Source organism: Acidobacteriota bacterium, assembly GCA_039683095.1.
In the GTDB taxonomy this organism is placed as follows: Bacteria; Acidobacteriota; Aminicenantia; order Aminicenantales; family Saccharicenantaceae; genus RBG-16-66-30.
Genome location: JBDKSB010000002.1, coordinates 1 through 26,928, shown reverse-complemented (window position 1 = coordinate 26,928; position 26,928 = coordinate 1). Strand labels below are relative to the sequence as shown.

Genomic DNA, 26,928 nt, shown 5'->3' with positions numbered 1-26,928 from the left:
CGACCATCAGAAGCATGGCGGAGCGACTCGGAGCCATGCTTCTGAGAGATATCTTCAGAAAGTGCTTCTTTAGATATTCAGGTCGCTGCCAGGAGTCCGCTTCCCGCTACCCGGAGGGGCCGTGGAGCCAGAGGCATATCCCGAGCGAAGCCGGAGAGAGGTGCTCGCCGGAATCTGGAGAACAGCCAAAAAAAAGCCCCGGAAGGGCCGGCCCTTCCGGGGCTCGGAAGTCGTGGCGACGGCCGCTATTCGGCCATTTTCTTGTAGGCCTCGTAGCGCTTCCGGGAGAACTCGGCGGCCCGGCCGAAGAGCTCCTTGGCGATCTCGGGATTCTGCTGGACGAGCGTCTTGTAGCGGACCTCGTTCTTGAGGAAGGCCTCGTACTCGAGCTTGGGCTCCTTGGAATCGAGCTGGAACGGGTTCTTGCCCTCCTGGGCCAGGAGGGGGTTGAAGCGGTAGAGGGTCCAGTAGCCCGTTTCGACGGCCAGCTTCTGCTCGGCCTGGGACTTGCTCATGTCGATGCCGTGGTTGATGCAGGGCGAATAGGCGATGATGAGCGAGGGGCCCGGATAGGCCTCGGCCTCGATGAAGGCCTTGAGGCACTGGTTCATGTTGGCGCCCATGGCGACCGAGGCGACGTAGACGTAGCCGTAGGTCATGGCCATCCGGCCGAGGTCCTTCTTGGTCGTCCTCTTGCCCGAGGCGGCGAACTTGGCCACCGAGCCGAGCGGCGTCGACTTGGACGCCTGGCCGCCCGTGTTGGAATAGACCTCGGTGTCGAGGACCAGGACGTTGACGTTGCGGTTCATGGCCAGGACGTGGTCGAGCCCGCCGTAGCCGATGTCATAGGCCCAGCCGTCGCCGCCGATAGCCCAGACGCTCTTGTCGACCAGGAAATCCTTGAGCTCGACGATCTTGGCCAGGGCCGGGCTCTTGCCGCCGTCGGCCTTGGCCGCGGCCGGCAGGGCGGCCAGGACGGCCTTGGCCGCCGCCTTGGCTTCGTCGCCGGTCGAGGACCAGAGGCCCTTCATCTTGGCCAGCGCGTCGGTCAGCTGGGGCGTCGTGCCGGCGGCCAGGACCGCGTCGATCGAGGCGGCCAGCAGCTTCCGGTCGGCGTCGACCGCCAGCCGCATGCCGAAACCGTACTCGGCGTTGTCCTCGAAGAGGGAGTTGGCCCAGGCCGGGCCCTTCCCTTCCGTGGTCTGGGAGTAGGGGCAGGTCGGGAACGTGCCGCCGTAGATCGAAGAGCAGCCCGTGGCGTTGCCGACGATCATGCGGTCGCCGTGGAGCTGGGTGGCCAGCTTGAGGTAAGGCGTCTCGCCGCAGCCGGCGCAGGCGCCGCTGAACTCGAAGAGGGGCCGCAGGAACTGGCTGCCCTTGAGCGTGTCCGTCTTGACGCCGTCGAGGACGTTGTCGGGCAGGGCGTCGAAGAACTCCGTTTTCTCCGTCTCGCCCGCCGCGCGGAGCTCGGCGATCGGGACCATGGCCAGGGCCTTGACCTTGGCCGGGCAGACCTCGGCGCAGACGGCGCAGCCGACGCAGTCCTCGACGTAGGTCTGGACGCGGTACTGGAGATCGCGGTCGTTCTTGGTGTTGGACTTGATGACCGTGAAGCCGGCGGGCGCGGCCTTGAGGTCGGCCGGGGCGATCTGCTTGGCCCGGATGGCGGCGTGAGGGCAAACGAAGGAGCACTGGTTGCACTGGATGCAGTTCTCGGGCAGCCACTTCGGGACTTCGACGGCGATGCCGCGCTTCTCCAGCCGGGCTGTGGCCGTCGGCGTGGCCCCGTCGAGGGGCATCTTGGAGACCGGCAGGAGGTCGCCCTTGAAGCGGAGGACCGGCTCGATGACCTCCCTGGCGTAGGCGTCGGCGCCGTCCGGGACGACCTTGACCATCGGGGCCGACTTGGAGATCTTGGCCGGGACGGGCACCGCTTCCAGGCACGAGGCGGCCTGGTCGATGGCGTTCCAGTTCATCTGGACGACATCCTTGCCCTTGCGGCCGTAGGTCTTCTCGACGGCCTTCTTCATCAGCGTGATGGCCTGCTCCTCGGGCAGGACGCCGGACAGCTTGAAGAAGCAGGCTTGCATGATCGAGTTGATGCGCAGGCCGAGGCCGAGCTCCTCGGCGATCTTGTAGGCGTCGATCGTGTAGACCTTGATCTTCTTGTCGATGATCGTCCGCTGCATGTCTTCGGTCAGGTGATCGAAGACCTCGGAGGCCTTCCAGTCGGCGTTGATGAGGAAGGTCCCGCCTTCGCGGATACCCTCGAGGATGTCCAGCCGGCCGATGTAGGACGGCTTGTGCAGGGCGATGAAATCGACGGTGTTGAGGTAATACTCGGACTGGATCGGGTTCTTGCCGAAACGGAGGTGGGAGATGGTGACGCCGCCGGACTTCTTCGAGTCGTACTGGAAGTAGCCCTGGCCGTACATGTCCGTGTTGTCGGCGATGATCTTGATCGAATTCTTGTTGGCGCCGACCGTGCCGTCGGAGCCGTAGCCGAAGAACTTGCAGCGGACCGTTCCGGGCAGCTCGGTGTCGAGGACGGGCCCGACCGGGATCGACGTGTGCGTGACGTCGTCGATGATGCCGACGGTGAAGCCGTGCGTGGCCCGGCCGGCGAGGTGATCATAGACGGCCTTGACCTGGGCCGGCGTGAAGTCCTTGGAGGACAGGCCGTAGCGGCCGCCGATGACCTTGATCGGGCTGCCCGCCAGGGCCACGGCGATGTCGAGGTAGAGCGGCTCGCCGATCGAGCCGGGCTCCTTGGTCCGGTCGAGGACGGCGATCCTCTTGACCGACGCCGGCAGGGCGGCGCGCAGGGCCTTGACGTCGAAGGGGCGGTAGAGGCGGACCTTGATCAGGCCGAGCTTGGCGCCGCGGGCGTTCAGGTAGTTGATGGTCTCCTCGGCGGTCTCCGCGCCCGAGCCCATCATGATGATGATGTTCTCGGCCTGCGGGTCGCCGAAGTAATCGAACAGGTGGTACTGGCGGCCGATGGCCTTGGCGACCTTGTCCATGTAGTGCTGGACCAGGCCCGGGCACTCGTCGTAGTACTTGTTGACGGTCTCGCGGCCCTGGAAGTAGACGTCCGGGGCCTCCTGGCCGACCTTCTGCATCGGCCGCTCGGGATTGAGGGAGCGCTTGCGGAACTGGTCGAGGTACTGGGGCTCGAAAAGCTCGGCCAGGGTCTCGTAAGGGACGACGTCGATCTTCTCGATGACGTTGGAGGTCCGGAAGCCGTCGAAGAAGTGGAGGAACGGGATCCGCGTCCGCAGGGTGGCCAGGTGGGCCACGATGGCCAGGTCCTGGGCCTCCTGGACCGAGCCGGCGCAGGTCATGGCGAAGCCCGTGTTGCGGGCGGCCATGACGTCGCTGTGGTCCCCGAAGATCGAGAGGGCCTGGCAGGCCAGCGAGCGGGCCGAGACGAGGAACACGGTCGGCAGCATCTCGCCGGCGATCTTGTGCATGTTCGGGAGCATGAGCATCAGGCCCTGCGACGCCGTGAAGGTCGTCGTCAGCGCCCCGGCCGAGAGCGAGCCGTGGACCGCGCCGGAGGCGCCGCCCTCGGACTGCATCTCGACGACGTCCACCCGCTGGCCCCAGATGTTCCGGCGGTCACGGGCGGACCATTCGTCGGCCAGCTCGCCCATCGTCGAGGACGGAGTGATGGGATAGATGGCCGCCACCTCGGAATACGCGTAGGCGACGTGGGTCGCCGCGGTATTCCCGTCGATCGTCTGCATGTTCTTTTTGATCATGTCCAACTCCTTCGTTATGTCCAACGTCGTCGGCGACGTTGCGGGCTAATCCTTGAGCTCGGTCCGGCCCTCCAGGGCCTTCTTGATGGTCACCTGGTCGGCGAAATCGAGGTCCGAGCCGACCGGCAGCCCCATGGCCAGCCGGGTCATGCGGATGCCGTAGTCCTTGAGCACGCGGAGGAGGTAGAGGGCCGTGGCCTCCCCTTCCACCGTCGGGTTCGTGGCGACGATGATCTCCCTGAATGCGCCTTCTTCTATGCGCTTGGTCAGCTTGCCCAGGCGGAGCTCGTCGGGCCCCCGCCCCTTGAGCGGCGACAGGGCGCCGAGCAGGACGTGGTAGCGCCCGTTGTAGGCCCCCGTCCGCTCGATCGAGGAGATGTTGAACGGCTCCTCGACGATGCAGAGCATGTCGTCGGCGCGGTGCTCGTCGGCGCAGATCAGGCAGGGGTCGACATGGGTGATGTTGTTGCAGCGGCTGCAGTAGAAGATCTTGCGCTTGGCCTCCCGGATGGCCTCGGCCAGCCGGTCGGTGTCCTCGGCCGGCAGCCCGAGGAAGTAGAAGGCGATGCGCTGGGCCGTCTTGGCCCCGATCCCGGGGATGTGGCGGAGCTCCTCGATGAGGTCGTGGAGCGGCTGGGCGTATTCGAACATCAGCCGAGCCCCGGGATCTTCAGTCCGGCGCCGAGCCCGCCGAGCTTCTGGGCCAGGGCCTCGTCGACCTTCGCCGCGGCGTCGTTGAAGGCGGCGACGACGAGGTCCTGGAGCATCTCCACTTCGTCGCGGTTCACGACCTCGGGGTCGATGCGCAGGGATTGCAGCGACTTGTGGCCGTCGAGGACGACCGTGACCATGCCTCCGCCGCTCGAGCCCTCGACCCTCAGGCTGGCCAGCTCCTTCTGGAGCCGGTCCTGCATCTCCTGGGCCGACCTGAGCATCTTCTGGAGGTCCATGACGTTCTTCATGAGTCCTTCTCCGTCGGTCCGCGGCCCTTGGCCGGCGCCGCCTCGCGCGAAGCGGCGACCGGGTCGGCCGACAGGACCTGGGCCTTGAACGTGTTCATGAAGAACTGGACGCCCGGGTCCTTCATGGCCGATTCGAGCTCGCGCCCGGGCCGCAGGGGGCCGCCGCCGCTGGCGCTCTCCTCGGCGAAGCGCACCTTGACGTCCCGTCCCAGCACGTCCGAGGCGGCGCGCTCGACGGCCCGGATGTCCTTGTCCTGGATGCTGGTGATGAAGAAGCCCCGCCCGCTGGCGAACGAGACCTCGATCGCGTTGTCCCTGATCATGACCGATGAATACTGCCCCAGCATGGCTGCCAGGGGGGCCCGGTCCACGGCCAGCTTCTCGAGGACGCGGGTGAAGACGTCCTTCGGGGCCGGCCCGGCCGGCTTCGGCGGGACCGTGGAGGCCGCAGGGGCAGCGGGGGCAACGGGACCCGGGGCGGCCGCCGCGGGGCCGGCGGCGCGCGGGGCGGGCGACGGCGCCTGTCCCGGCCGGCCGGGCGTCCGGACCGGGGCCTCCTTCAGGGACTCGACCTCCCTGATGAGCTCCCGGAGCGGGACGATCTTGCGGAAATGGCAGAGCTTGACGAAGAACGCCTCGAAATAAATGCGCGGCGTCGTGGAGTATTTCAGTCCCGGCTCCGCCTGCTGCAGGGCCAGCAGGTAGCGGAGCAGGTCCTCGGGGCCGGCCTTGGCCGCCTCGGCCCGCAGCGCGGCCAGGCCCTCCGGGCTGACGGCCAGGAAGTCCTCCGGCCTCTCGACCGAGCGGACCAGGAGCAGGGCCCGGAAGTGCTCGATGAGCTTGCCGAAGACGAAGCGCAGGTCGAGGCCGGCCGCGACGACGCCGTCGACGAGGGCGAAGACCTGGCCCGGCTTCTCGTCGAGGACGGCCGCCGAGAACCGCAGGAGCAGGTCCTGGCCGATCGTCCCCAGGATCGTCTTCAGCTCCTCGTCGCCGATGTTCTCGCCGCTGAAGGCCACGGCCTGGTCGAGCAGGCTCTGGGCGTCGCGCATGCTGCCGTCGGCGGCCTCGGCGATGAGGGCCAGGCCGGCCGGCGTGATGGTGATGCCCTCCCTCTTCGTGATCTCGACGAGGTGGTTGATGATGTCCTTGTGGGAGATCTTGCGGAACTCGAAGTGCTGGCAGCGCGAAACGATGGTCGCCGGCACCTTGTTGAACTCCGTCGTCGCGAAGATGAAGACGGTGTTCGGCGGCGGCTCCTCGAGCGTCTTCAGCAGGGCGTTGAAGGCGGTGTCGGAGAGCATGTGGACTTCGTCGATGATCAGGACCTTGGTCCGGGTGAAAGCCGGCTTGTACTTGACCATCTCCCGGATGGGCTCGATCTCCTCGACCTTGCGGTTCGAGGCGCCGTCGATCTCGATGACGTCGATGGCGCTGCCCTCGTGGATGGCCTTGCAGAACTGGCAGGGATGGTCCCGGTCTGGGCACGGATGCGGCGTCGGCCCGTCGGCGCAGTTCAGGGCCTTGGCCAGGATGCGGGCCATGGTCGTCTTGCCCGTGCCGCGGACGCCCGAGAAGAGGTAAGCCTGGGCGATGCGGCCCGAGGCGATGGCGTTCTGGATGGTCCGGACGACGGACTGCTGCCCGACGACCTCCTCGAATTTCCAGGGGCGGTATTTCCGCGCAAATATCTCGTAGGACATTGGATTTCGGCCGTCCGGGGACGGGAGAGGAAAACCTGCCGTTCTCCCCTAAAAAGTAAGAATTATCTTAGCACAAATCCGACCTGGTTCCAATAAAAAAAGAATATAATGGCGCCGTGCCGCCGCGCCGCCGCAGTCTCGCCGAGATCCATCTGGCCGTCTTCCTCTTCGGCTTCCCCGGCCTGTTCGGGAAGTGGCTGGCCCTGGCCCCGGTCGTCATCGTCTTCGGCCGGGTCGTTTTCGCCTGCGCCGCCCTGGCCGCCGTCCTGGCCGCCCGGCGCGCATCCCTCCGGATCAGGCCCGGCCGCGACCTCCTCCTGCTCGCGGCCTGCGGCCTGGTCCTGGCCGCCCACTGGACGATGTTCTTCAAGTCAGTCCAGGTCTCCTCGGTGGCCGTCGGGCTCCTGGCCTATTCGAGCTTCCCCGTCTTCACGGCCTTCCTCGAGCCCCTGATGACGCGGGAGCGCTGGGAGCCGGAAAGCCTTCTGTACGCCCTTTTCTGCGTTCTCGGCATCGCCCTGATCGTGCCCGGTTTCGACCCTTCCGACGCCGTCGTCAGAGGCGTCCTTTGGGGCCTCGGGGCCGGGCTGACCTTCTCCGTCCTGTCCGTCCTCGACCGGAGCCTGGCTTCCCGGCACCCCAGCCCGGTGGTCGCCCTGGTCCAGGACCTGTTCGCCGGCCTTTGTCTCGCGCCCGCCGCCCTCGGCGCGGGCCTCCCCCGCTCCGGCCGCGATTGGGCGCTTCTCGCCGTTCTCGGGATCGTCTGCACCGCCGCCGCCCATACGCTGTTCATCGACGGGATCAAGGGGGTCGGGGCCCGGACGGCGAGCGTTCTAAGCTCGCTCGAGCCGGTCTACGGCATCGGTCTGGCCCTGGTCTTCCTGAACGAGCGCCCGTCCCTGAGAAGGGCGGCCGGCGGGGCGGTCGTGCTGGCCGCCGCCCTGGCCGCGACTGTCCGGGCCCGGCCTCGGGGCTAGCGTTTTTCGGGCTCGGCCGCGGTCTTGCGGCGGACCGGCGTCCTCTGGACCTTCTTCTCCTCGGTCTTCTGCCGCTTCTCGAGGTCGGCCTTCTCCTGCTCGTGGCGCCTCTTCAGCTCCGAGACGCGGCTCGAAGCCTGATCATCGACCTTCCTCTTTTCTTCCGGGCTCTGGATCCTGGCCCCCTCTTCCCTGGCCTTTGTCTCGACCGCCCTGAGCTCGGCCTCCTGGCTGTCCTTCAGGAGCCGCTGTTCGTTCAAGTGCTCCTCGCGCAGGGCTTCCTCTTCGCGCCGCGGCGTCCGCCGGTAGATGCGGCTGGAGGCCTCGGGGCCGAGCTCCTTTTCGGCCGTGGCCTGGTCGATGGTCCGCTTCGGCTTGGCCGAATCGTTGCGCCTGACGGCCGGCTTGGAGACGACCAGGTCCCGGCCCTCCTCGCGGGCCGGACCCGGACGGGTGGCGTCCTTGAGGGTGTAGCGGTCGATGGCCCGGTTCGTCTGGCGGCGGACCAGGTCGACGTCGACGCCCTCGTCGAACACCCGCCGGTCACGCTCGTCGATATTGACCTCGAAACGGGTCATGTCGATGATCGTCCTGTTGCGTTCGGGCGGCAGGACCCGGCGGTCGATCGTCCGGTCCATGAAATCCCGGCCCCGGACGAAGTTCCAGCGGTCGCCCGGGATGTCCCACTGGCGCCGGCCGAAGCCCCGCCCCGGGACGAAGTCGGAGCCCGGCGGCAGCGGGGCCCAGCCGATGTGGGCGTCGCCCCAGCGCCAGGCCACCCAGGCCGGCCCCCAGACGATGTCGGGGACCCAGAACCAGCCCAGGGCCCGGTCCCAGCCCCAGCGCCCGTAATGGAAGGCGATCCAGCCCCAGCGCTCGATCGAGACCCAGGTCCAGCCGTAATCGGTCCAGGCCCAGTGGCCCCGGGTATAGGGACGCCAGCTGTAGCCGACGTCCCCCGGGATCCAGACGTACCCATAGGGCCGGCAGGAAACCCAGGCGCCGTAGGGCTGCAGCTCGTCGTAGAAGTAGGCGCTGTCGAGATCGCTGTAGCGGCCCTGATCGTTGTCATAAGCGCCTTCGTTCGGCCCGGCCGGGCGGTCGGATTCGTCGTACGGAATTACGATGCAGGCCGCGCCCGCCGCCGCCAGGAATGCCGCCAGGAGCAGGAAACCGGTCGTCTTCTTCATCTTCGTCCTCCACGACCCGTTCGATGCAAGGAACATGCCACGGGCATTCCCGGCATCACGCCAGGGGCCGGCCAGGCCCGTCGTCCCTAAAAGCGGACAGCCGCCGGGTCAGGGTTGTCCGGCTCAGGCCAGCCTTTTGAAGACGGTCTTGATGCGCTTGAGGGCCCAATTGAGGTCCTTATCCCTGATGGTCAGGGGCGGGGCGAAGCGAATGACGTTCTCGTGCGTCTCCTTGCAGAGCAGCCCCTCCTTCATCAGCTCCTCGCAGAAGCGGCGGGCGCCGCCGGCGGCGGGATGGAGCTCGACGCCGATGAGCAGGCCGCGGCCGCGGACTTCCTTGATATGGCGACTGCGGACCTTGCGGAGCTTTTCCACGAAGTAGGCGCCCCGCTCGGCGGCGTTCTCGACCAGCTTCTCGTCCTTGATGACCCTGAGGCTCTCCCGGGCCACGGCGCAGGCCAGGGGATTGCCGCCGAAGGTCGAGCCGTGCTGGCCCGGCTGGAAGACGCCGAGGATCTCGCGGTCGGCCAGGACGGCCGAGACGGGATAGCAGCCGCCGCCCAGGGACTTGCCGATGATGACCATGTCGGGCCGGACGCCCTCGTAGTCGCAGGCGAAGAGCTTCCCGGTCCGGCCGAGGCCGGTCTGGATCTCGTCGGCGATGAACAGGATGTTGTGGTTCTTGCAGATCTCCGCGGCCCGCTTCAGGAAGCCGTCGGGCGGCATGAGGATGCCGGCTTCGGCCTGGATGGGCTCGAAGAGGAAGGCGGCCGTGTTGGGGGTGATGGCCCTTTCCAGGGCCTCGGCGTCGCCGAACGGGACGATCGGGAAGCCGGGGGTGAAGGGGCCGAAGTCCCGGCGATAATCCTCGTCGGTCGAGAAGCTGATGACCGTGACCGTGCGGCCATGGAAATTGTTGGTGCAGGCGATGATCTCGGCCGTGTCCTGGGCCAGGCCCTTCTTCAGGCAGGCCCATTTGCGGGCCGCCTTGACGGCCGTTTCGACGGCTTCAGCGCCGGAGTTCATGGGCAGGACCATGTTGTAGCCCGTCATGTCGCAGAGCTCTTTGGCCAGCATGGGCCACTGGTCGTTGCGGAAGGCCCGCGAGGTCAGCGTCAGCTTGCGGGCCTGGTCGATCAGGGCCTTGACGATGCGGGGGTGCCGGTGGCCCTGGTTGACGGCCGAATAGCCGCTCAGGAAGTCGAGGTACTTGCGTCCCTCGACGTCGTACATCCAGATCCCCTGGGCCTTGTTGACGACGACATCGAGGGGATGGTAGTTGTGAGCTCCGTAGAGGTCTTCGATCTGGATGAGGTCCTTGCTGTCCATGGTTCGGCTCCTTATGCCCGGGCGTTCGAGTGGCGGAGAGGGCGGGATTCGAACCCGCGGTGCACCTTACGGCACACACACGCTTTCCAAGCGTGCTCCTTAAACCGCTCGGACACCTCTCCGCGTCTCCGGAAAACTGACGTTCTGGAGACGCTCACCTTACCAGAAAAGACGCTTCCGGTCAACGCGCCCGCCGGGCCGAAAGGCTTTCTTTTAATAAGCGATCCCGCCTCAGAAGGGCGGGCGATAGATGTTGATGAGGTCCTTGAGCAGGGCCGCGGCGGCGCCGCGGGGATTGGACCGGCCTCCGGTCACGGTCACCGAGCCCATGGAATCGGTCAGGAAGGTGATGCCCTTCTCTGTGCCGTTGACGTGGGCCAGCGGATGGGAAGCCTCGATGAGCGAGGGCCGGACGTCGAGGCTCCAGCGGCCGCCCTTGCGGCCCGGCGCGGCTGTGGCCAGCAGCTTGACCGGGCGTCCCTCGCGGACAGCCGAACGGACGAAGCCGGCGTCCAGCTCGGTGATGCCGGTCACCCGGACGTCCTTCAGCACATAGGCCGCGTCCAGGCAGGCGTTGGTGATCAGCAGGATCTTGCAGGCGGAGTCCCAGCCCCCGACGTCGTGGGCGGGGTCCGGCTCGGCGATGCCGCGGTCCTGGGCTTCCCTGAGCGCCTCGTCGTATTCGAGCCCCTCGCTCATGCGGGTCAGGATGTAGTTCGAAGTGCCGTTGAGGATCCCCTGGATGCCCTCGATCCTGGTCCCGGCCAGGGAGAAGAGCCCGACGTCGACCGTCGGCAGAGCGGCGGCGGTGGCCCCGCTGAACTTGAGGAAGACCCCGTTCTCGGCCGCCAGCGCCTTCAGCTCCGGCAGGCCGATGACCAGGGCTCCCTTGCTGGCCGCCACGGCGTGCCAGCCCGCCCGGAAGGCGGCCGAGATGTAGCCCAGCCCGGGCTCCCCCGTCTGGAGGTCGGACAGGGTGCACTCGACGAGAGCGCCGCCGGGGTCCTGACCTCCGAGGACGTCGACGACCGAGAGGCCCTCGGCCCAGCAGGGATTGCCGTCCGTCCAGGCATCGCCCCCGCGGGAGATCTGGCGGACGTCGAGGGGATCGCCGCTGTGGAAACAGCCTTCGGCCCGGGCCACGGCCAGGATGTCGAAGCCCAAGCCGTAGCGGCGCTTTATGTCCTCACCTTTTTCCCGGAGGAGCGAGATGAAGGCCCTGCCGACGTGGCCGAAGCCGGTGACGACGAGCGGGATCGACTTCATCGGCAGGATGTCAATGGCGGAGAGGGCGGGATTCGAACCCGCGATCCCAATCGCTCGAGATAACGGTTTTCGAGACCGTCGCCTTCAACCACTCGGCCACCTCTCCGCGATATTTCGGGGCTCACGAGAAGTCACCGGATTATAGCCGAAAACGGCCGCCTTGCCTAGCCCTCGCTTCCCTTCTCGCGGGCGGCGGGCCCCCGATCGGCGAAGTAGCCGGCCCGATGCGTGACGCGGCAGCCCGGGAGCTTGACCCGGACCTCGATGGCGTGGAAGCGGCCGTCGGGGCGATATTCGTCCGGCGCGTAATACAGGAGATAGTAATTCCCGGTCGCCGCCGCCGCGGCCTTGAACCCGGCGATGGCGCTGGCCGACGACACCGCGACGCCGCCGCTCGTCTCGGCCATCTCCCGGAAGGCCGCGAAGAGACCGGCCGAGATGTCCGCAGCCCGGCCGTTCGGGCCCGGCCGGGCCGTGCCGGACTTGACGCCCGGCTCTTCGCCCATCTGATCCTCGACGCCGAGGCCCGCCGCGTTCCGACCGGGCCGGGTGAGATAGATGAAATGGACGGTCACGGAGGCGTCGGAGAAGGCCCGCTCGATCTCCGCGGGCCCGACCGTCGGGGTCCGCCGCGCTTCGGTGGCCGCCATGTCGCCGAGCTGGCCTTCGGCCGCGGGCAAGCCGCCGCCGCCCAAGCCGCCGGACGACGCGTCGCGGACGGTCTCCCGCTCATAGAAGATGAAGACGAATTTCTGCCCTTCCAGGGCCTTCAGCGCTCCGGCCAGGCGGCGCAGGGACCCCGGGGTGATCGAGACCCGGTCGCGGATCTGCCGCTGGATCTCGGACATCCGGGCCAGCTTCTCGTCGGCGTCGACGGAGCTCCGCTCGACGTCCCGAAGATCGCCCGCCAGCCGGCGCAGCTCGGAGCTTTCCGCAACGACGTCCTTGCGGATCCGGCCCTTGAGCTCGCGGGCGATGTCCGGCCTCGGCCGGCGGGCGACCGCCGCCGGATCGTAGGCGTACGTCCCTCGGGGCGTGATGACGGTCAGCGAGTCTTCCGGCCCGAGGACACGGTACACGAGGTGATCCACCGCTTCGTCGAGCTTGGGATTGGGCTCGGCCAGCTGGAAGTGCAGGACGATCGTCCGGCCCCGGTGCGGCCCGGGCTCGGCCGGCGGGTTCGCGGTCCCCTTCTGTTCCATGTCCGGCCCGCGGACCAGATAGAGCGCGGCGACCTTCTGCGGCCGGCCGTCCTCGAAGACCTCGAAGTCCTGGAGGCCCAGGCCGTCGACGAAACGGTCGCCGTCGAAGACACGGACCGGGACCTCGACGTTGACCGTCCCTGTCGCGTGCTGGAACTGCCCGGGCACGGGATAGGCGTGGGGGCCGGCGCAGAGAGCGGATAATAAAGCGAAGGCCGCGACGGCGTGGGTCCTCATCGCTCGCCCCATCCGTCCCGTATCATGCGCTCCCGGGGGGTCGCTGTCAACCGGCGGGGGCCGGCCCGACGCAGGCGCGGCCGGTCAGCGGCGGCTAGTGCGGCGGCGGCGGAAGAACGACCGGAGGAGGTCCGACGATTCCCGGGCCAGGACGCCCCCGACGACCTCGGGGCGATGGTTCAGGCGCTCGAAAGGAAAGGTCATGACGGACAAGACCGCTCCGGCCTTGGGGTCGGCCGCGCCGTAAACGAGACGCCGGACCCGGGCCTGGACCGCGGCCCCCAGGCACATGGCGCAGGGCTCGAGGGTCACGAACAGGTCGCAATCGGGCAGGCGATAGTTCCCGGCCCGCCTGGCCGCCCGCCGAAGGGCGACGATCTCGGCGTGGGCCGTGGGGTCCAGGGCGCCGACCGGCCGGTTCGAGCCGCGGGCGAGGATCCGGCCGTCGCGGGCCACGACGGCCCCGACGGGAACCTCTCCCCTGCCGGCCGCTTTGGCCGCCTCGGCCAGGGCGGCCTTCATGATCCTCTCGTCGTCCATGCCCAGACGATTCTACCCCGGATCCCGAGCCGCTGCAAACCGCCGCCGCGGCCGGGCCCGGTTCCGGGAGGCATAGGCACGGCCCTCGTTTCGGATTATAATCCCGGCCGTCCATCCGAAGGAGCATGACCATGGACCGGTTCGAATGTCTGGCCTGCGGCGGGCTCGATGCGCGCGACCCCTTCTCCCCGTTCTGCCCGAATTGCGGCGGCCCGCTGTTCGTGGCCCCCTCCGGCCGTCCGGGCGGCCGTCGCATCCGCGAGGACCGGGCCCTGGCCCTGGAACGGTTCGCCGATTTCCTGCCCCTCGAGCGGATCGACCCGGCCCTGAGCCTGGGCGAGGGTTCGACCCCGCTCGTTCCCCTCGGGCGCCTGGGCTCCCGGCTCGGCCTGCCCGGTCTTTTCGCCAAGAACGAGGCCCAGAACCCGACCGCGAGCTTCAAGGACCGGGGCACGGCGGTGGCCGTCCAGAAGGCCGTCTCGCTTGGCGCGGGACGGATCGGCACGGTCTCGACCGGGAACATGGCCGCCTCGACGGCGGCCTACGGCGCCCGGGCCGGGCTGCGGACATTCGTCCTGCTCAAGGAAGGGACCTCGGCGGCGAGCCTGCTCGGGGCCGGCGTCTTCGGCCCCAGCCTGATCGCCGTGAAGGGCGACTACGGCGCCGTCTTCGCAGCCAGCCTGGTCCTCGGCCGGAAGCTCGGCATCCCGTTCATGAACTCGATCGATCCCTATCGCCTGGAAGGATACAAGCTCACGGCCTTCGAGATCTGCCTGCAGCTCGGCCGGCGCGCCCCCGGCACGGTCGTCGTCCCCCTCAGTTCGGGCGGCCACCTGCTGGGGCTGATGCGCGGCTTCGCCGAGCTCGAGAGCGAGGGCATCATAAGGGCCTATCCGCAGATCGTCGGCGTCCAGGCCGCCCGCTGCGCTCCGCTCGCCCGGGCCTTCGAGCGGGGGCTCCCCCGCTGGGAGCGGATCGAGGCGGGACCGACCATCGCCCACGCCATCGCCAACCCTGCCCCGCCGGGCGGCAACGCGGTGCTGCGCCTCGTCCGCGAGCGGGGCGGCCTTCTGACGGCCGTGTCCGACGAGGAGATGCTCGGCGCCCAGCGCGAGCTGGCCGCGGAGGAGGGCCTGTTCTGCCAGCCGGAATCGGCGACGACGCTGGCGGCGGTGAAGAAGCTGGCAGCCGCCGGACTGGTCCGGCCCGGGGACGGCGGGATAGTCCTCATCCTCACGGGAAGCGGGCTGAAGACCCCGCACCTGCTCGATCCGGCCCGCATCGAGGTCCATCGGCTGGACCTCGAGGGGCTCGAATCCGGGCTGGCCCGTCTGTGCCGGACGGATTAAGGCTTTTTCACGAGCAGGTTGAAGAGCTTGTCCCGGTTGGGGAAGAGGGCCGGGGTGCCGCCGGTGTGCAGGAACAGGACCTTATCGCTCGGCTTGAAGAATCCGGTCTTGATCAGGTCCCGCAGTCCGACCATGGCCTTGGCCGTGTAAACTGGATCGAGGACGATGCCCTCGGTCTGGAAAACAAGGCGGATGGTCTCGGCCACCGCCTTGTCGACCACGCCGTAGCCCTCGCCCAGGTATTCGTCGAAGACGATGACATCTTCGGCCATGATCCCCAGGCCCAGGCCCAGCGCTTCGTCGGCCGCCCGGCCGATCTCCAGGACGTCGTCCGAGAAGGGCCCCTTCGGGTCGGAGACGCTGATGCCGATGACGCGGCAGCCCGCGCTCATGGCCCGGGCCCCGACGACGAGCCCGGCCTGCGTTCCGCCGGATCCCGTGGCATGGATGACATAATCCGGCTCCGCGTCCAGGGCCCGGGTCTGTTCGAGGAGCTCGGCGAAGGCGGCGACATAGCTGATCGCGCCGAGCGGCTTGTCCATGTCGCCCCGGACGAGCGAGCCGCCCACGGGCACGAGGTACGGCCGGTGGCCCTGGGCCCGGACCTCCCGTCCGGCCTCGTCGAGGACGTCCATGGCCTGGGCCGACTTGACTGACTTGCCCTTCTCGGCCTCCAGGATGCGAAGATCGGCATCGAGAAGGACGTCAAGCAGGACGTTCCCGTCGGCCGTGGCCGCGGCCTCGGCCGGCTTGAACAGCATCAGGACCGGCCTGATGCCGAACGTCCGGGCGGCGGCCGCGGTCTGCATGCACCAGTTGGACTGGAGGCTGCCCCAGGTGATGACGACGTCGGCCTTCTTGACCAGCATGTCGCTGATGATGAACTCGAGCTTGCGCGACTTGTTGCCGCCGAAGGCCAGGCCCGTCAGGTCCTCGCGCTTGACGAAGATCTCGGGACCGCCGAGGCGGGCCGAGAGCCGCTCCAGCTTGCGGACGGGCGTCGGGCGGCAGATGATCTCCACCCGGGGGAACCGGTCGACGCGGTCGAGCACGTCCGGGACCTTGTAAGGCATGACCCACCTCCGGCGGATAGCGTATCAGATAAGGGCCTCGGATAAAAGGCCCGCCTCCGATCTAAAGTGATCCCTTGGGCCGGGTTCGCCCGGGGCGCCGCCGTCCCGACATCCTGACGGACTTATCAGTAGCGCGGGTCCGGGAGCACGGTGCCGGTCGCCGCCTGGGACTGCCCGTCGACCGTCAGGACGATCCGGTAATCCCCGGGCTGGACCGGGAACGAGGCGTAGCCCGGATCGCCCGCGGCCGCGCCGTACCCGGCCTCGCGGGCCCGGCGGGCCGCCTCCTCGGCGGCCTTCTTCTCCTCGGGGGTGCGCTCGCGCCGCCCGGTCATGTTCCAATATACGGTGTTCAGCCCGATCTTGGACGTCGCGGCGACCTCGTTGAGGAGCATGGCCCCGGCGTAGATCTGGACTTTGACGCCCTGCTTGGGCTCGGCCTTCAGCAGGTAGGAGATGGCCATGCCCGCGCGCTCGCTCGGGCCGGCGAAGTTCGAGCTGGCCGAGACCCGCCGGTCCTGGCCGGTCCAACGGACCTTGGGACCGACGGCGAACAGGCGGGCGTCCCCGGACAGGATGTCGGGCGTCAGCTCCTCGAGGGGCCTGATGTCGGCGATGAAGGCGCCCCGCCCGTGGGTGGCGATGATCAGGTCGGACTCCCGCGGCTGGATCTTGAGATCGTGGACGGGCTGGGTCGGCATGTCAGCGCCCATCTTGGACCAGGCCCGGCCGCCGTCGAGCGAGACGTAGACGCCGAAATCCGTTCCGGCGAAAAGGAGGGCGGGGTTCCTGGGATCCTCGCGGACGACGTTGACCGGGCCCTCGGCCAGGCCCGCGGCCAGGGACGTCCAGGTCGCGCCGTAGTCGGTCGTCTTATAAAGGAAGGGCCGGAAATCGTCGTTCCGCAGGCCGGTGAAAGAGACATAGGCCGTGCCGGGGTCGGACGGCGAGGCCGCCACCCGGCTGACCCAGAAGCCCGGGCGGCCGGGGATCCGGTCGTTGAGCTTGGTCCAGGCCTTGCCGTTGTCGCGGGTGACCCAGACGTTGCCGTCGTCGGTCCCGGCCCAGAGCAGGCCGGGCACGAGCGGCGATTCGTCAAACGTCGTGATGGTGCAGTACTGGATGTTGCCGTCCCCGCCCCGGCCGTCGACAGTGAGCTTGGACCGGTCGTTCGTCGACAGGTCGGGGCTGATCTCCTTCCAGGACTCGCCCCGGTCGGCCGACATGACGACGATGTTGCCGCAATGATAGATCGTCTCGTGGTCGTGGGCCGAGACGAGGATCGGCGAGCACCAGTTCCAGCGCGTTTCGGGCTTCAGCCGCTGGTAGGCGATGTCCTTTTCCTCGCCGGTCACCAGGTCGATCCGGGCCAGGGGCCCGAACTGGGACTCGGTGTAGATCGTCCGGTTGGTGACCCGGTCGAAGACGTTGTACATGCCGTCGCCGCCGCCCAGGTCGAACCAATCCTCGAGCCGGACGGGAGGCACGCCGCCGTAGCCGCCGCCTCCGACCCTGGTGCTGGGGCCCATGAGGTTGCCGTTGTCCTGCAGCCCCCCGGCGACGCGATAAGGATATGACGTGTCGTAATCGACGGCGTAGAACTGGGCCAGCGGCAGGAAATCGGGATGGTACCAGTTCTTCCCGCCGTCCCAGGTCACGCCCAGGCCGTGGTCGTAGCCGAGCAGCATGTGCCGGCTGTCGGCCGGATCGATCCAGAGGGCGTGATTGTCGCCGCCGAACCGGAACGGCGCGATCCAGGTCTTGCCGCCGTCCTTGCTGGCCAGGACGCCGACGCTGAGGATGTAGACGAGGTTCGCGTCGCTGGGATCGACGACGATCTGGCCGTAATAATACCCGGGATTGCCGCCGATGGACCTCTTCTCCGGGCTGACCTTGGTCCAGGTCGCCCCGGCGTCGGCGGAGCGGTAGATCTCGCCGTCGATCATGCCCTCGCTTGACCGGCCGGCCAGCACTTCCAGATAGCGCTCCTCGGCCGGCATCCCGGGCTTGTTGGCGTTCTCGATCTCGGCGTAGACGATCCTGGGATCCTTGGCTGCCACTGCCAGGCCGATGCGGCCGATGACGCCGGAGGGCAGGCCGTTGCCGAGCCTGGTCCAGGTCCTGCCGCCATCGGCGGTCTTGTGGACGCCGGAGCCCGGGCCGCCGATGCCCCACGTCCAGGGCCGCCGGAAGCGGTCATAGGTCGCCGCGTAGAGCGTCTCCGGGTCGCCCGGGTCCATGACCAGGTCGACGGCCCCGACGGCCCGGCCGTCCACGACCACGCCCAGGACCTTGGCCCAGGTCTTGCCGCCGTCGACGGTCTTGTAGACGCCCCGCTCCGGGTTGTCGGAATAAAGGTGTCCCAGGGCGGCCACGTAGACGATATCCGGGTTCGAGGGGTGGACGACGATGCGCCCGATGTGATGCGACTCCCGGAGCCCCGCGTTGATCCAGGTCTTGCCGGCGTCGACCGACTTGTAGACCCCGTCGCCCCAGTACGTCGAGCGGGAGTTGTTGGCCTCGCCTGAGCCCAGGTAGAGGACGTCGGCGTTCGAATGGGCCACGGCGATGTCGCCGATGGAAAAAGTCTTTTCGCGGTCAAACAGGGGCTCGAAGGTCTGGCCGTTGTTCTCGGTCTTCCACAGGCCGCCCGAGGCCGAGGCCGCGTAGAAGGTATGCGGCCGCCCGGCCGGGACGGCGAAATCGACGAACCGGCCGCTTTGCCGGGCCGGGCCGATGGCCCGGACCTCGAGTCCTTTCAGCACGAGCGCCGGGTCGAGGCCGGCCGGGGCCTTAGCCTTCGCGGCGGCCGCCGGCTCGGCGGCCAGGCCGGCCGCGCCGACCGCGAGCGCGAGCAGGATCAGGCGGGAGATCGAACGCTGTGGTCTCATCGGGAAACTCCTTGTCGGGATCAGCTCTCGGTCGTGCGATAGATGACTCCGCGGGCCGCCAGGTCGGCCATGACCGCCCGGAAGGCGCCTTCGTCGGCGCCCAGGAGCTCGGGCGGCAGGACGCCCTTCCGCCCCAGCCGGCCGGCCAGCGCCAGCCGGGCTGCGGCGGCCGCGGGGAACCCGGTCGTCCGGGCCATCGAGGAAAAGCCCGTCTTGCGGTCGCGGCGGTCGAACAGGTCGCATTGAACGCGCCGGGGCCGGCCGCCGGCCAGGCCCTCGACGATGATGCGCATGATCGTGAACTCGTCGTCATCCTCGTGAAGATGCCAATGCTTGAACAGGATCGCCGAGGTGACGTCAAGCGGCCGGACCTTCGAGCCCCGGACATCGATCTCCCCGGTGCCGAAGAAGCCGCTGTCACGCAGGGCCCGGATGTGCTCGACGTGGCCCGGGTAGCGGAGGGTCTTTTCGATCATGTTCGGGACCGCCATGGTCGTCAGCAGCGAGCGCAGGCCGTCGGAGTTGAAGGCCTCCAGAGTGCCGATCTCGGGGAAGTCCAGGTGCTCGACGTCAGAGAGGGCCGGCCTGACGACGACGTGGCCGTTCTCGACGTATCGGGCCGGACGGGTGTACTCCTCGATGACGTCGGCCGGCGAGAACGGCGCCTTGTATTCGAACGGGAACTCGCGGCGGAACGGCAAGCCGCCAACGTAGCAGGCGAAGCGCCGGACCGTCATGCGGGCGGCGTGGTAGCCCAGGATCAGGTTGTCCATGCCCGGGGCGACGCCGCAGTCGACGACCGCCGTGACGCCGGCCGCGCGGGCGGCCTCGTCCAGGGCCAGGGCGTCCTCGGGGAAGAACGAGATGTCGACGGCGTTCTTGCCGGCGGCGATCGTCTCGCGCAGGGTGGCGAAGCCCATGGAGCCTGGAACGGCGCCGACGACGAGATCCGCGGCGGCGACGGCGCTCCGGATCGCGGCGGGCGAAGAGAGGTCGGCCTGCCGCGTCGCGACGGCCGTTCCCCCGAGCTTGGCCAGATTGCCGGGGCTGACGTCGACAGCCGTGACATTGAAATCGGAAGCCAGATCGAGCGCGATGACACGGCCGACCATGCCGGCTCCCAGGACGACGACGTTTTTCACGATGCCTCCTCAAAAAGCTATTTTCAATAAGGACCTTATATCCCAGGCCGCGCGGACTTTCAATCCATTGGCGGCCGGATCTTCCGCGGCCAAGACGGGGCGCCCCCCTTTATGGGGGCATCGCCGGCCATGCGCCTTGACCGCCGGACGGCCGGACGATATCATACGCACTTCCGGGACGACTGCAAGATGAATACAACGAGGCTCCTTCGGCTCGCCGCTCTCCTCGCCGCCGGCCTCTGCCTTTATCCGCCGGGCGCGGCCGCGGCGGACCCGCCCGCGTCCGCGCCCGAGGCCGCGTACAAATCGAAGATCGTCGGCATCCCGTTCCTGTACTATACCCCAGAGACCAAGCTGGCCTTCGGCGGCGGCGGCGTCCTGACCTTCCGGGTCGGCCGCCACAAGGAAGGGACCCGGACATCGAGCGTCTGGGCCTACGGCACGTACAGCCTGGAGAAGCAGTTCAACATCCTGATCAAGCCCGAGATCTACCTCGAAGGCAACGATTTCTGCCTGGCCGGGAGCCTCCGCTTCGAGCGGACGCCGCAGCATTTCTACGGCCTGGGCGACGACACGGCCTCGACCGCCGAGGAGTCGTACACGCCCCTGACGGTCCAGGCGCAGTTCGGGATCCGGCGGCGCATCTTGAGCGGCCTCTACTGCGGCATCCAGTTCGACTTCGAGAACACGACGATCGAGAAGGTCGCGCCGGGCGGCCTGCTCGACTCGGGGACGATCACTGGCAGCCGCGGCGGGATGCTGGCCGGCCTGGGGGCCAGCTTGAACTGGGATACCCGGGATGCCTCGATGTTCCCCCGGCGGGGCGCCTACCTCCAGCTCACTGCCGATTCTTACAGCGCGATGGCCGGCAGCCAATTCTCCTTCAGCCGCTTCAAGCTCGATCTCCGCAAGTACCTGCCTCTGGGCGAGGACCGGGTCCTGGCCCTCCAGGGATACGTCCTGTCGACGGGGGGCGATGTCCCCTTCTACAAGCTGGCCCTGCTCGGCGGCGACACGCTGCTCCGCGGCTACTATAGGGGACGCTTCCGGGACAAGGCGATGGCCATCGTCCAGGCCGAGTACCGGGCCCTCATCTCGAACCGCATCGGCTTCGTCGGATTCGCCGGTATGGCCCAGGTCTTTCCGGGGCTGGCCCGCTTCGGGGGCGGAAACCTCAAGTTCTCCGTCGGGACGGGCATGCGCTACGTGATCAGCAAGCGCGACGGCACCACCGTGCGCCTGGACATGGCCTGGGGCAAAGAGAGCTTCGGCCTCTACGTCACCGCCCAGGAAGCCTTCTGACCGCACCGGGCTTCCGCCCGCCCGGGCCCCCGCGTCACTTCAGCTCTGAGGTGCAGTGCGGGCAGCGGACGGCCCTGATCGGGACGGCCGTGGCGCAGTAGGGGCAATCCTTGGTCGTCGGCGCCGGGGCCGGCGCCTCGGCCTTCTTCTGCAGCCGGTTCATGGCCCGGATGACCAGGAAGAGGCAAAAGGCCACGATGACGAAGGTGATGATCGTGTTGATGAACCTGCCGTAGTTCAGGCTGACCGTGTCCGACAGGGCCAGGGACAGCTTGGAGAAATCGACCCTGCCGAGAAGAAGGCCGATCGGCGGCATGAGCACGTCGTTGACCAGCGAGGAGACGATCGCGCCGAAGGCGCCGCCCAGGATGATGCCCACGGCCATGTCCAGGACGGACCCGCGCATGGCGAATTCCTTGAATTCTTTGAACATCCGGACCTCCTGCTTTGGGATTCCCGCCTCCTTATAAGCGATGGCGGGCAGGAAAGTCAATCCTGGACCGTGGGGAAAACGGAGATCCGCAGCCGGGCGCAGCCCATGGGGATGAGCTCGACCTCCTCGACCGGCCCCTCTCCCCCGGCCGGGCTGGGAGGGACGAGGCCGGCCATCCGCCCCTGGGCTTGCCAGGCGGGCACGCGCCGGGCGCTGGCCCTGAGCACGAGCGGGGCCGCCGCCGGCTCGAACGGCTGGAAGGGAGGGAAGGTCCGGGAGACCAGGCGGACGGCGGCGCCGCGGTCCGCGCCCTCGAGGACCAGGCCGTAGTTCCAGGCGGTCGTCGGCAGGACCTCATAGGCCGGCCATTCCTCGGAGCCGCCGCACCTCTGCCATTTCTCCCCGATCCGAAGGGCGTACCAGAGAGGACCGCGCCTGACCGAGACGGCGCCCCGCAGCGACGGCCAGTCTACGATCTCGATCGGCGCGGCGAACTCGATCCGGACCTGGTCGCCGTGCCGCCAGGTCCGCCGCAGCACGGCGAAGCCGCCGCCGGCAAGCTCCTTCCCGGCCGGCCGGCCGTTGACGAAGATGCGAACGCTCCTGGCCCAGCCGGGCAGGCGAAGATAGAGCGGGAAGGCCACCGGCCGGTCGCAGGCGAGCGACAGGCGCACCTGGTCCTCGAACGGATAGGCGGTGTCCTCCGCGATGGCCACCTCGGCTCCCTCGGCCACCTTGGCCCGGACCTCGGACGGCGCGTAGAGCGCCGCCGCCAGGCCGTTGTCAGCGGTGGCCAGCCACAGGTTCTCGGCGAAATAGGGCCAGCCGAAGGCCACGTTGTGCTGGCAGCAGCGGTAGCTCCAGGGGTCGAACGAGACCAGCGTCCCGCCGTTCTGGAAATCGTGCTCCCCGCTGCCGTCGCAGGAGATGATGTTGGCCGCGGTCAGGTAGTGGAGTCCCTTGAGGTCGGGGGTCATGGAGGCCGGCAGGGAATTGAAGGCCACGTCCTCGGCCCGGTCGGCCCAGAGCGGATCGCCCGTGATCCGGAGCAGGGATTCGAAGCTGGCCATGAACTCGACCATCGTGCACGTTTCGGCGCCCTGGCGGGGATCGCCGTGGCCGGGCCGGATGTTCTCGTCCGCCCCGAACATGCCGCCCGGCTGGCTGCCGTACGCGCTCATGACCTGGCGGTAGTTCCGCTCGACGGCCTCGAGCAAGCTGCGATCGCCCGTCTGCTGATAGTAGATCCCGGGCTGGCGGAAACCCATGGCGATGTTGACGCCGTGATAGAAGCCGCTCTCGGCCCAGTCGCGGTCCCGGGACGGGCTGAGGATGGGCGAGGTCCAGTCCGAGGTCCGGGCGAAGAGCCGCCTGGCCAGGTCGAGCAGGAAGCTCTCGCCGGTCCGGTTGTAGAGCCAGTAGACGCTCTCGAGGTTCTCCCCTCCCCTGAGCTTCTGCCAGCTCCCCGGCAGGAGCTCCTCGGCGGGAAGATGGAATTCATATTGGAAGTAGCGGCTCATGAGGGACAGGACCCGGCGGTCGCCGGTCGCCTCGTAGAAGCTCTGCAGGGCCGCCAGCATGACCATGTTCGGCCAGAGGTCGCTCGCGCCCCGGTTGTCGGCCGGCCCGAAGTATCCGTCCCGGGCCTGCGACTTGAAAGCCTGCTGCAGCCAGCGCTCGGTCTCCCGCCCCATGGCCGCGTCCTTGAGCAGGTAGCCGAGATCGCCGTAGCCCTTGAGCCAATACGGCATCTCCTCCCAGCCCTTCCCTTTGAGGGTCATCCAGCCGCTGTCGTCGCCGATGAAGCGGCTGACCTCGGCCAGCCGCCCGGTGAAGCCGTCGCGCATCAGCTGGAGCTGGGCCATGAGCCAGCCCCGCGGCTGGACCGCCCCGATCGGCAGCTTGACCAGCGGGCTTGTCGCGAGCGGGGGCCGGTTCGACGGGTAATGCGAGTTCGGCGCCTCGGCCGGAGGCCGGGCGACGACCGCGGCCTGCGGCGGGGCCGGGCGCTCGGCGGGCGAGCCCAGCCGGGCCTGGAGGAAAACGATCGCCAGGAGGACGGCCGGGATGACGAGATTCCTCATGATCGTGCTCCGCCGACCCGGGTTCTGCCCGGGGTCGCGGCTAGTGGACCCGGGCCCTGATCGTTTCGTGGGTCGTGCGCTCGTAAATATAGGGCTTGGCCGCTTCGTAGTCAATCAGCCCCTCGCGGCAGAGCTTGATGAGCGACTGGTCCATCGTCTGCATGCCTTCGGAGGCCGAGGTCTGGATCGACTGGTAAATGGCCTCGACCTTGCCCGACCGGACGTTGTTCCGCACGGCCGGGTTGGCCATCAGCAGCTCGCAGGCGGCGACGCGGCCGCTGCCGTCCTTGCGGGGCAGCAGGACCTGGGAAACGACGCCGACGAGGGTCGAGGCCAGCTGGGTCCGGACCTGCGGCTGCTGGTCCGTCGGGAAGACGTCGACGATGCGGCTGACGGTCTGGGCCGCGCTGGCGGTGTGGAGCGTGCCGAAGACGAGATGGCCCGTCTCGGCCGAGGTGATGGCGATGCCGATCGTCTCGTAATCGCGCATCTCGCCGATGAGGATGACGTCGGGATCCTGGCGCAGGGCGTACTTCAGGGCGTTGCCGAACGACAGGGTGTCTCCCGTCCTCCCGACCTCGCGCTGGGTGACGTAGGACATCTTGGAGTTGTGGATGTACTCGATCGGGTCCTCGATCGTCAGGATGTGGTCCCGCCGGGTCCGGTTGATCGTGTCGACGAGGGCGGCCAGCGTGGTCGATTTGCCCGAGCCGGTCGGACCCGTGACCAGGACGAGGCCCCGCTTGGCCCTGGTGAACTCGGCGGCGGCCGGCGGCAGGCCCAGGTCCTCGAGGGCCGGGATGCGGTCGGCCAGGGCCCGGACCGTCGCCGCGACGCTGCCGCGGCTGACATGGACGTTGACCCGGAACCGCCCGACCCCGGGGATGCCGTAGCCGAAATCGAGCTCGTTGCGGCTGGCCGGGTCGTTCTGGAAGGCGTCCCGCTGATGGGTCGTCAGGGCGGCGAAGATGAACTCCCGGATGCCTTCGGGCGTGAAGCGCTCGACGTCTTCCTGGGGCACCAGCTCGCCGTGGACGCGCAGGGCCGGGTGCAGGCCGGCGATGAGGTGAAGGTCCGAGGCCTTGCGCTCGATCATGCGCTGGAGGAGGTCGTTGAAGGTCATGATCCTGCCTTTCCCGAAAGGGGGCATGATAGGCGAGCGGGCCGCCGGGGCGCAACACCGCCCGGGATGAAATCGCCTTCACCCTTCGGGAGGATGGCCCGGGCGGGCCGGGTTCACCGGTCGAACGGGCCCGAGTCATAGGAGAGACAGAGCGCGAGTCCCCCCCGGACGCCCGCGAGAGCGGGGACCAGGCGCCGCGGCCTGTCGTGGTTGCGGACGACCAGCCGGGCCACCAGATGGCCGATGGCGGCGCCGGCGACGACGTCCGAAAGCCAATGCCTGTCCATGGCCATCCGGGACAGCCCGACGGCGGCGGCGACGGAATAGGACGCGGCCCCAACCCAGAAGGAATGCCGGTACCGGAGAGAAACGACCGTGGCCAGGGCGAAGGCCGCGGCCGTGTGTCCGGAGGGGAAGGATTCGTAGAGATCGCCCCCGCCCGTCCCGAAGCGCTTGAAGAAAGCCCCGGGCCCGGACCAATGGTCAACGCCGCCGGCGGCGCAAGGCCTCCGGCGGCCGCTCAGGCCCTTCAGGAGAGCATCGACGAGCAAGCTCTGCAGGACGGCGTCGGCGGCCAGGTAGCCCGTGTCCCGCGCCCGGGCGTTCTTGAAAACGAGCCCGGCGCCGAAGAACGCGCCCGCGGCGGCGAAGCCGATCGGCCCGCCCAGCTCCGTGACCACGGGACTGACGTCGCCGACCCACGGATGCCGCTCCGCGTAGGACTGGACGCGGCCGCGGGTGGCCTCGTCGGCGGCGACGAGGGCGGCCGCAACGACCCCCAGGGCGAAGACCGGCGCGATGTCCTTCGTCCGGAGCCGGGCCGGAGCCGACCAGATCCGGCCCGCATCGTGAAGGAATTCCTTCCCGGCCTGCTTCAGCGTCAGGCGATCGGTCGAGTTCCCGGCCGGGCCCGTGGTTTCCGTGGCGGCCGGCTCGGCCTGGGCCGGCGCGGCGAAAGCCCGACAGCCCGAAGCGGACAGCCCGACGAAGACGAGGACCGCCGCCGCGCCGGGAACCATCCTTTTCAAGGGCGGCATGTCCGAGATTATACACCGTCTCGAGCGGATGTTTGCACCCGGCCCCTGTGTTATAATAACGGCCTTTGCCGGTCCGCCCGTTGAGGCCTAAGGAGCGAGCATCGTCAAATGTACCGCATCGATCAACATCCCATCCTGCCCATCCCCTCCCGATCCAAGGTCCCCTTCACCTGGAAGGGCCAGGCCCTCGAAGCTTTCGAGGGGGAGACCGTCGCCTCGGCCCTGTTCGCGGCCGGGGTCCGCATCTTCGGCCACCACGCCAGGGACGGCGCCGCGCAGGGGATCTTCTGCGCCAACGGCCAGTGCGCCCAATGCCTGGTCCTGGCCGACGGCATCCCCGTGAAATCGTGCATGGAGCTCGTCCGGCCCGGCCTCAGGGTCGATCCCGTCGAAGGGCTGCCCGAGCTGCCGCGCGTCGCGGCCGCGGGCGGCGCCGCGGCCCGGGCCGTCGAAACGGTCCGCGTGCCGGTGCTGATCATCGGCGGCGGGCCGGCCGGCCTTTCGGCCGCGATCGAGCTGGGCCGCCGGGGAATCGAGACGCTCCTTATCGACGACAAGCACCGCCTCGGCGGCAAGCTGGTCCTGCAGACGCATCGCTTCTTCGGCTCCATCGAGGCCGTCTACGCCGGGACGCGGGGCATCGATATCGCCACGCGCCTGGAGAGCGACGTCCGGTCCTTTCCGGCCGTCCGGGTCTGGCTCCAGAGCACGGCCCTGGCCGTTTACAGCGACCGGAAGGTCGGCGTGCTGGCCGGGGGACGGCGTTACGTCCTGATCGAGTCCGAGGTCCTTCTGGTGACATCGGGCGCGCGGGAGAAGAACCTGGCCTTCCCGGGCAACACCCTGCCGGGCGTCTACGGCGCCGGCGCCTTCCAGACCCTGGTCAACCGGGACCTGGTCAAGCCGACGGAGCGCCTGTTCATCGTCGGCGGCGGCAACGTCGGGCTTATCGCCGGGTATCATGCCCTGCAGGCCGGCATCGCCGTCGTCGGCCTGGTCGAGGCGCTGCCCGAATGCGGCGGCTACAAGGTCCACCGGGACAAGCTGGTCCGGCTGGGCGTGCCGGTCTACACCTCGCACACCGTCGTCAGCGCCAACGGCGCGGAGTCCGTCGAGTCGGTCACGATCGCCCGCGTCGACGGGAATTTCCGCCCGGTCAAGGGCACGGAGCGCTCGTTCGCCTGCGACACCCTGCTCATCGCCGTCGGGCTCGACCCGGTCAACGAGTTCTACGAGAAGGCCCGCGAGTTCGGCCTGACGGCCTTCGCCGCCGGCGACGCCGAGGAGATCGCCGAGGCCTCGGCGGCCATCTTCTCTGGCAAGA

At 68.6% G+C, this 26,928-nt stretch carries 20 protein-coding genes and 2 tRNA genes; 4 read left to right on the top strand and 18 right to left on the bottom strand.

Features of this window, described 5'->3' with window-relative positions:
* Window positions 1-245 precede the first annotated feature (245 nt).
* The 4 genes from nifJ to dnaX are packed head-to-tail and all read right to left on the bottom strand — an operon-like array spanning window position 246 to window position 6,429.
* On the bottom strand, window positions 246-3,764 hold the full coding sequence (gene nifJ / locus ABFD52_02885) for a pyruvate:ferredoxin (flavodoxin) oxidoreductase (protein MEN6559707.1): 3,519 nt from the start codon (window positions 3,762-3,764) through the stop codon (window positions 246-248).
* A 45-nt stretch (window positions 3,765-3,809) separates the two neighbouring features.
* Window positions 3,810-4,415 (bottom strand): recombination mediator RecR, encoded by a 606-nt coding sequence (gene recR / locus ABFD52_02880; protein MEN6559706.1) that lies wholly within the window; start codon window positions 4,413-4,415, stop codon window positions 3,810-3,812.
* Complete coding sequence (locus tag ABFD52_02875) at window positions 4,415-4,726, bottom strand: YbaB/EbfC family nucleoid-associated protein (GenBank protein MEN6559705.1); 312 nt, start codon at window positions 4,724-4,726, stop codon at window positions 4,415-4,417. The genes recR and ABFD52_02875 overlap by 1 nt, the downstream gene beginning before the upstream one ends.
* Complete coding sequence (gene dnaX / locus ABFD52_02870) at window positions 4,723-6,429, bottom strand: DNA polymerase III subunit gamma/tau (protein MEN6559704.1); 1,707 nt, start codon at window positions 6,427-6,429, stop codon at window positions 4,723-4,725. The genes ABFD52_02875 and dnaX overlap by 4 nt, the downstream gene beginning before the upstream one ends.
* A 116-nt stretch (window positions 6,430-6,545) precedes the next feature.
* Here dnaX and ABFD52_02865 point away from each other — a divergent pair, with 116 nt between their 5' ends.
* Window positions 6,546-7,406: a DMT family transporter gene (locus tag ABFD52_02865; protein MEN6559703.1), complete on the top strand. Its 861-nt coding sequence runs from the start codon at window positions 6,546-6,548 to the stop codon at window positions 7,404-7,406.
* Here ABFD52_02865 and ABFD52_02860 read toward each other — a convergent pair.
* From ABFD52_02860 to tadA, 7 genes are all read right to left on the bottom strand, one after another.
* On the bottom strand, window positions 7,403-8,596 hold the full coding sequence (locus tag ABFD52_02860) for a DUF6600 domain-containing protein (protein ID MEN6559702.1): 1,194 nt from the start codon (window positions 8,594-8,596) through the stop codon (window positions 7,403-7,405). The two genes, ABFD52_02865 and ABFD52_02860, sit on opposite strands and share 4 nt — an antisense overlap.
* Window positions 8,597-8,719: 123 nt before the next feature.
* The gene (gene rocD, locus ABFD52_02855) at window positions 8,720-9,925 is read right to left on the bottom strand and encodes an ornithine--oxo-acid transaminase (GenBank protein ID MEN6559701.1); all 1,206 of its coding nucleotides are present in this window, start codon (window positions 9,923-9,925) and stop codon (window positions 8,720-8,722) included.
* A 30-nt stretch (window positions 9,926-9,955) separates the two neighbouring features.
* Window positions 9,956-10,047: transfer RNA gene (locus tag ABFD52_02850), tRNA-Ser, on the bottom strand.
* 109 nt (window positions 10,048-10,156) lie between these two features.
* Window positions 10,157-11,191: a homoserine dehydrogenase gene (locus ABFD52_02845; protein ID MEN6559700.1), complete on the bottom strand. Its 1,035-nt coding sequence runs from the start codon at window positions 11,189-11,191 to the stop codon at window positions 10,157-10,159.
* A gap of 14 nt (window positions 11,192-11,205) precedes the next feature.
* Window positions 11,206-11,297: transfer RNA gene (locus tag ABFD52_02840), tRNA-Ser, on the bottom strand.
* Between the two features lie 58 nt (window positions 11,298-11,355).
* Window positions 11,356-12,630, bottom strand: coding sequence for a hypothetical protein (locus tag ABFD52_02835; GenBank protein ID MEN6559699.1), 1,275 nt, complete (start codon window positions 12,628-12,630; stop codon window positions 11,356-11,358).
* Between the two features lie 84 nt (window positions 12,631-12,714).
* Window positions 12,715-13,170, bottom strand: coding sequence for a tRNA adenosine(34) deaminase TadA (tadA, locus tag ABFD52_02830; protein MEN6559698.1), 456 nt, complete (start codon window positions 13,168-13,170; stop codon window positions 12,715-12,717).
* Between the two features lie 131 nt (window positions 13,171-13,301).
* On the opposite strand from tadA, the gene thrC reads away from it, so the two are divergent.
* A complete protein-coding gene (thrC, locus tag ABFD52_02825; GenBank protein MEN6559697.1) occupies window positions 13,302-14,519 on the top strand; it encodes a threonine synthase in 1,218 nt (405 codons plus the stop codon).
* On the opposite strand, the gene ABFD52_02820 is transcribed toward thrC, so the two are convergent.
* From ABFD52_02820 to ABFD52_02810, 3 genes are all read right to left on the bottom strand, one after another.
* Window positions 14,516-15,592 carry a D-cysteine desulfhydrase family protein gene (locus tag ABFD52_02820; protein ID MEN6559696.1) on the bottom strand — a complete coding sequence of 359 codons (1,077 nt, stop codon included), beginning with the start codon at window positions 15,590-15,592 and terminating at the stop codon, window positions 14,516-14,518. The genes thrC and ABFD52_02820 overlap by 4 nt on opposite strands.
* Before the next feature lie 125 nt (window positions 15,593-15,717).
* Window positions 15,718-18,483, bottom strand: a complete 2,766-nt coding sequence (locus tag ABFD52_02815; protein MEN6559695.1) for a hypothetical protein — start codon at window positions 18,481-18,483, stop codon at window positions 15,718-15,720.
* A gap of 20 nt (window positions 18,484-18,503) precedes the next feature.
* The gene (locus ABFD52_02810) at window positions 18,504-19,625 is read right to left on the bottom strand and encodes a saccharopine dehydrogenase C-terminal domain-containing protein (protein ID MEN6559694.1); all 1,122 of its coding nucleotides are present in this window, start codon (window positions 19,623-19,625) and stop codon (window positions 18,504-18,506) included.
* 189 nt (window positions 19,626-19,814) lie between these two features.
* Here ABFD52_02810 and ABFD52_02805 point away from each other — a divergent pair, with 189 nt between their 5' ends.
* Window positions 19,815-20,927 (top strand): BamA/TamA family outer membrane protein, encoded by a 1,113-nt coding sequence (locus ABFD52_02805; GenBank protein MEN6559693.1) that lies wholly within the window; start codon window positions 19,815-19,817, stop codon window positions 20,925-20,927.
* Between the two features lie 34 nt (window positions 20,928-20,961).
* Here the strand turns inward: ABFD52_02805 and mscL are convergent, their stop codons facing one another.
* The 4 genes from mscL to ABFD52_02785 form a co-directional block, all read right to left on the bottom strand.
* Entirely contained in the window at window positions 20,962-21,360 is a 399-nt protein-coding gene (gene mscL / locus ABFD52_02800) for a large-conductance mechanosensitive channel protein MscL (GenBank protein ID MEN6559692.1), read from the bottom strand.
* Window positions 21,361-21,416: 56 nt separating this feature from the next.
* A complete protein-coding gene (locus tag ABFD52_02795; GenBank protein ID MEN6559691.1) occupies window positions 21,417-23,444 on the bottom strand; it encodes a beta-L-arabinofuranosidase domain-containing protein in 2,028 nt (675 codons plus the stop codon).
* Between the two features lie 40 nt (window positions 23,445-23,484).
* On the bottom strand, window positions 23,485-24,567 hold the full coding sequence (locus tag ABFD52_02790) for a type IV pilus twitching motility protein PilT (GenBank protein ID MEN6559690.1): 1,083 nt from the start codon (window positions 24,565-24,567) through the stop codon (window positions 23,485-23,487).
* Between the two features lie 113 nt (window positions 24,568-24,680).
* Entirely contained in the window at window positions 24,681-25,586 is a 906-nt protein-coding gene (locus tag ABFD52_02785) for a phosphatase PAP2 family protein (protein MEN6559689.1), read from the bottom strand.
* A gap of 126 nt (window positions 25,587-25,712) precedes the next feature.
* Between ABFD52_02785 and ABFD52_02780 the strand changes: the two genes are divergently transcribed.
* Window positions 25,713-26,928 (top strand): FAD-dependent oxidoreductase (locus ABFD52_02780; protein ID MEN6559688.1); only part of this gene is annotated, 1,216 nt, incomplete at its 3' end.

Bases quoted from the DNA above. Each gene is read 5' to 3' on its own strand.
- dnaX (MEN6559704.1), bottom strand. From the start codon at position 6,429: ATGTCCTACGAGATATTTGCGCGGAAATACCGCCCCTGGAAATTCGAG.
- ABFD52_02820 (MEN6559696.1), bottom strand. From the start codon at position 15,592: ATGCCTTACAAGGTCCCGGACGTGCTCGACCGCGTCGACCGGTTCCCC.
- nifJ (MEN6559707.1), bottom strand. From the start codon at position 3,764: ATGATCAAAAAGAACATGCAGACGATCGACGGGAATACCGCGGCGACC.
- ABFD52_02860 (MEN6559702.1), bottom strand. From the start codon at position 8,596: ATGAAGAAGACGACCGGTTTCCTGCTCCTGGCGGCATTCCTGGCGGCG.
- ABFD52_02805 (MEN6559693.1), top strand. From the start codon at position 19,815: ATGAATACAACGAGGCTCCTTCGGCTCGCCGCTCTCCTCGCCGCCGGC.
- ABFD52_02785 (MEN6559689.1), bottom strand. From the start codon at position 25,586: ATGGTTCCCGGCGCGGCGGCGGTCCTCGTCTTCGTCGGGCTGTCCGCT.
- ABFD52_02845 (MEN6559700.1), bottom strand. From the start codon at position 11,191: ATGAAGTCGATCCCGCTCGTCGTCACCGGCTTCGGCCACGTCGGCAGG.
- ABFD52_02795 (MEN6559691.1), bottom strand. From the start codon at position 23,444: ATGAGGAATCTCGTCATCCCGGCCGTCCTCCTGGCGATCGTTTTCCTC.
- mscL (MEN6559692.1), bottom strand. From the start codon at position 21,360: ATGTTCAAAGAATTCAAGGAATTCGCCATGCGCGGGTCCGTCCTGGAC.
- tadA (MEN6559698.1), bottom strand. From the start codon at position 13,170: ATGGACGACGAGAGGATCATGAAGGCCGCCCTGGCCGAGGCGGCCAAA.
- ABFD52_02835 (MEN6559699.1), bottom strand. From the start codon at position 12,630: ATGAGGACCCACGCCGTCGCGGCCTTCGCTTTATTATCCGCTCTCTGC.
- rocD (MEN6559701.1), bottom strand. From the start codon at position 9,925: ATGGACAGCAAGGACCTCATCCAGATCGAAGACCTCTACGGAGCTCAC.
- thrC (MEN6559697.1), top strand. From the start codon at position 13,302: ATGGACCGGTTCGAATGTCTGGCCTGCGGCGGGCTCGATGCGCGCGAC.
- recR (MEN6559706.1), bottom strand. From the start codon at position 4,415: ATGTTCGAATACGCCCAGCCGCTCCACGACCTCATCGAGGAGCTCCGC.
- ABFD52_02815 (MEN6559695.1), bottom strand. From the start codon at position 18,483: ATGAGACCACAGCGTTCGATCTCCCGCCTGATCCTGCTCGCGCTCGCG.
- ABFD52_02790 (MEN6559690.1), bottom strand. From the start codon at position 24,567: ATGACCTTCAACGACCTCCTCCAGCGCATGATCGAGCGCAAGGCCTCG.
- ABFD52_02875 (MEN6559705.1), bottom strand. From the start codon at position 4,726: ATGAAGAACGTCATGGACCTCCAGAAGATGCTCAGGTCGGCCCAGGAG.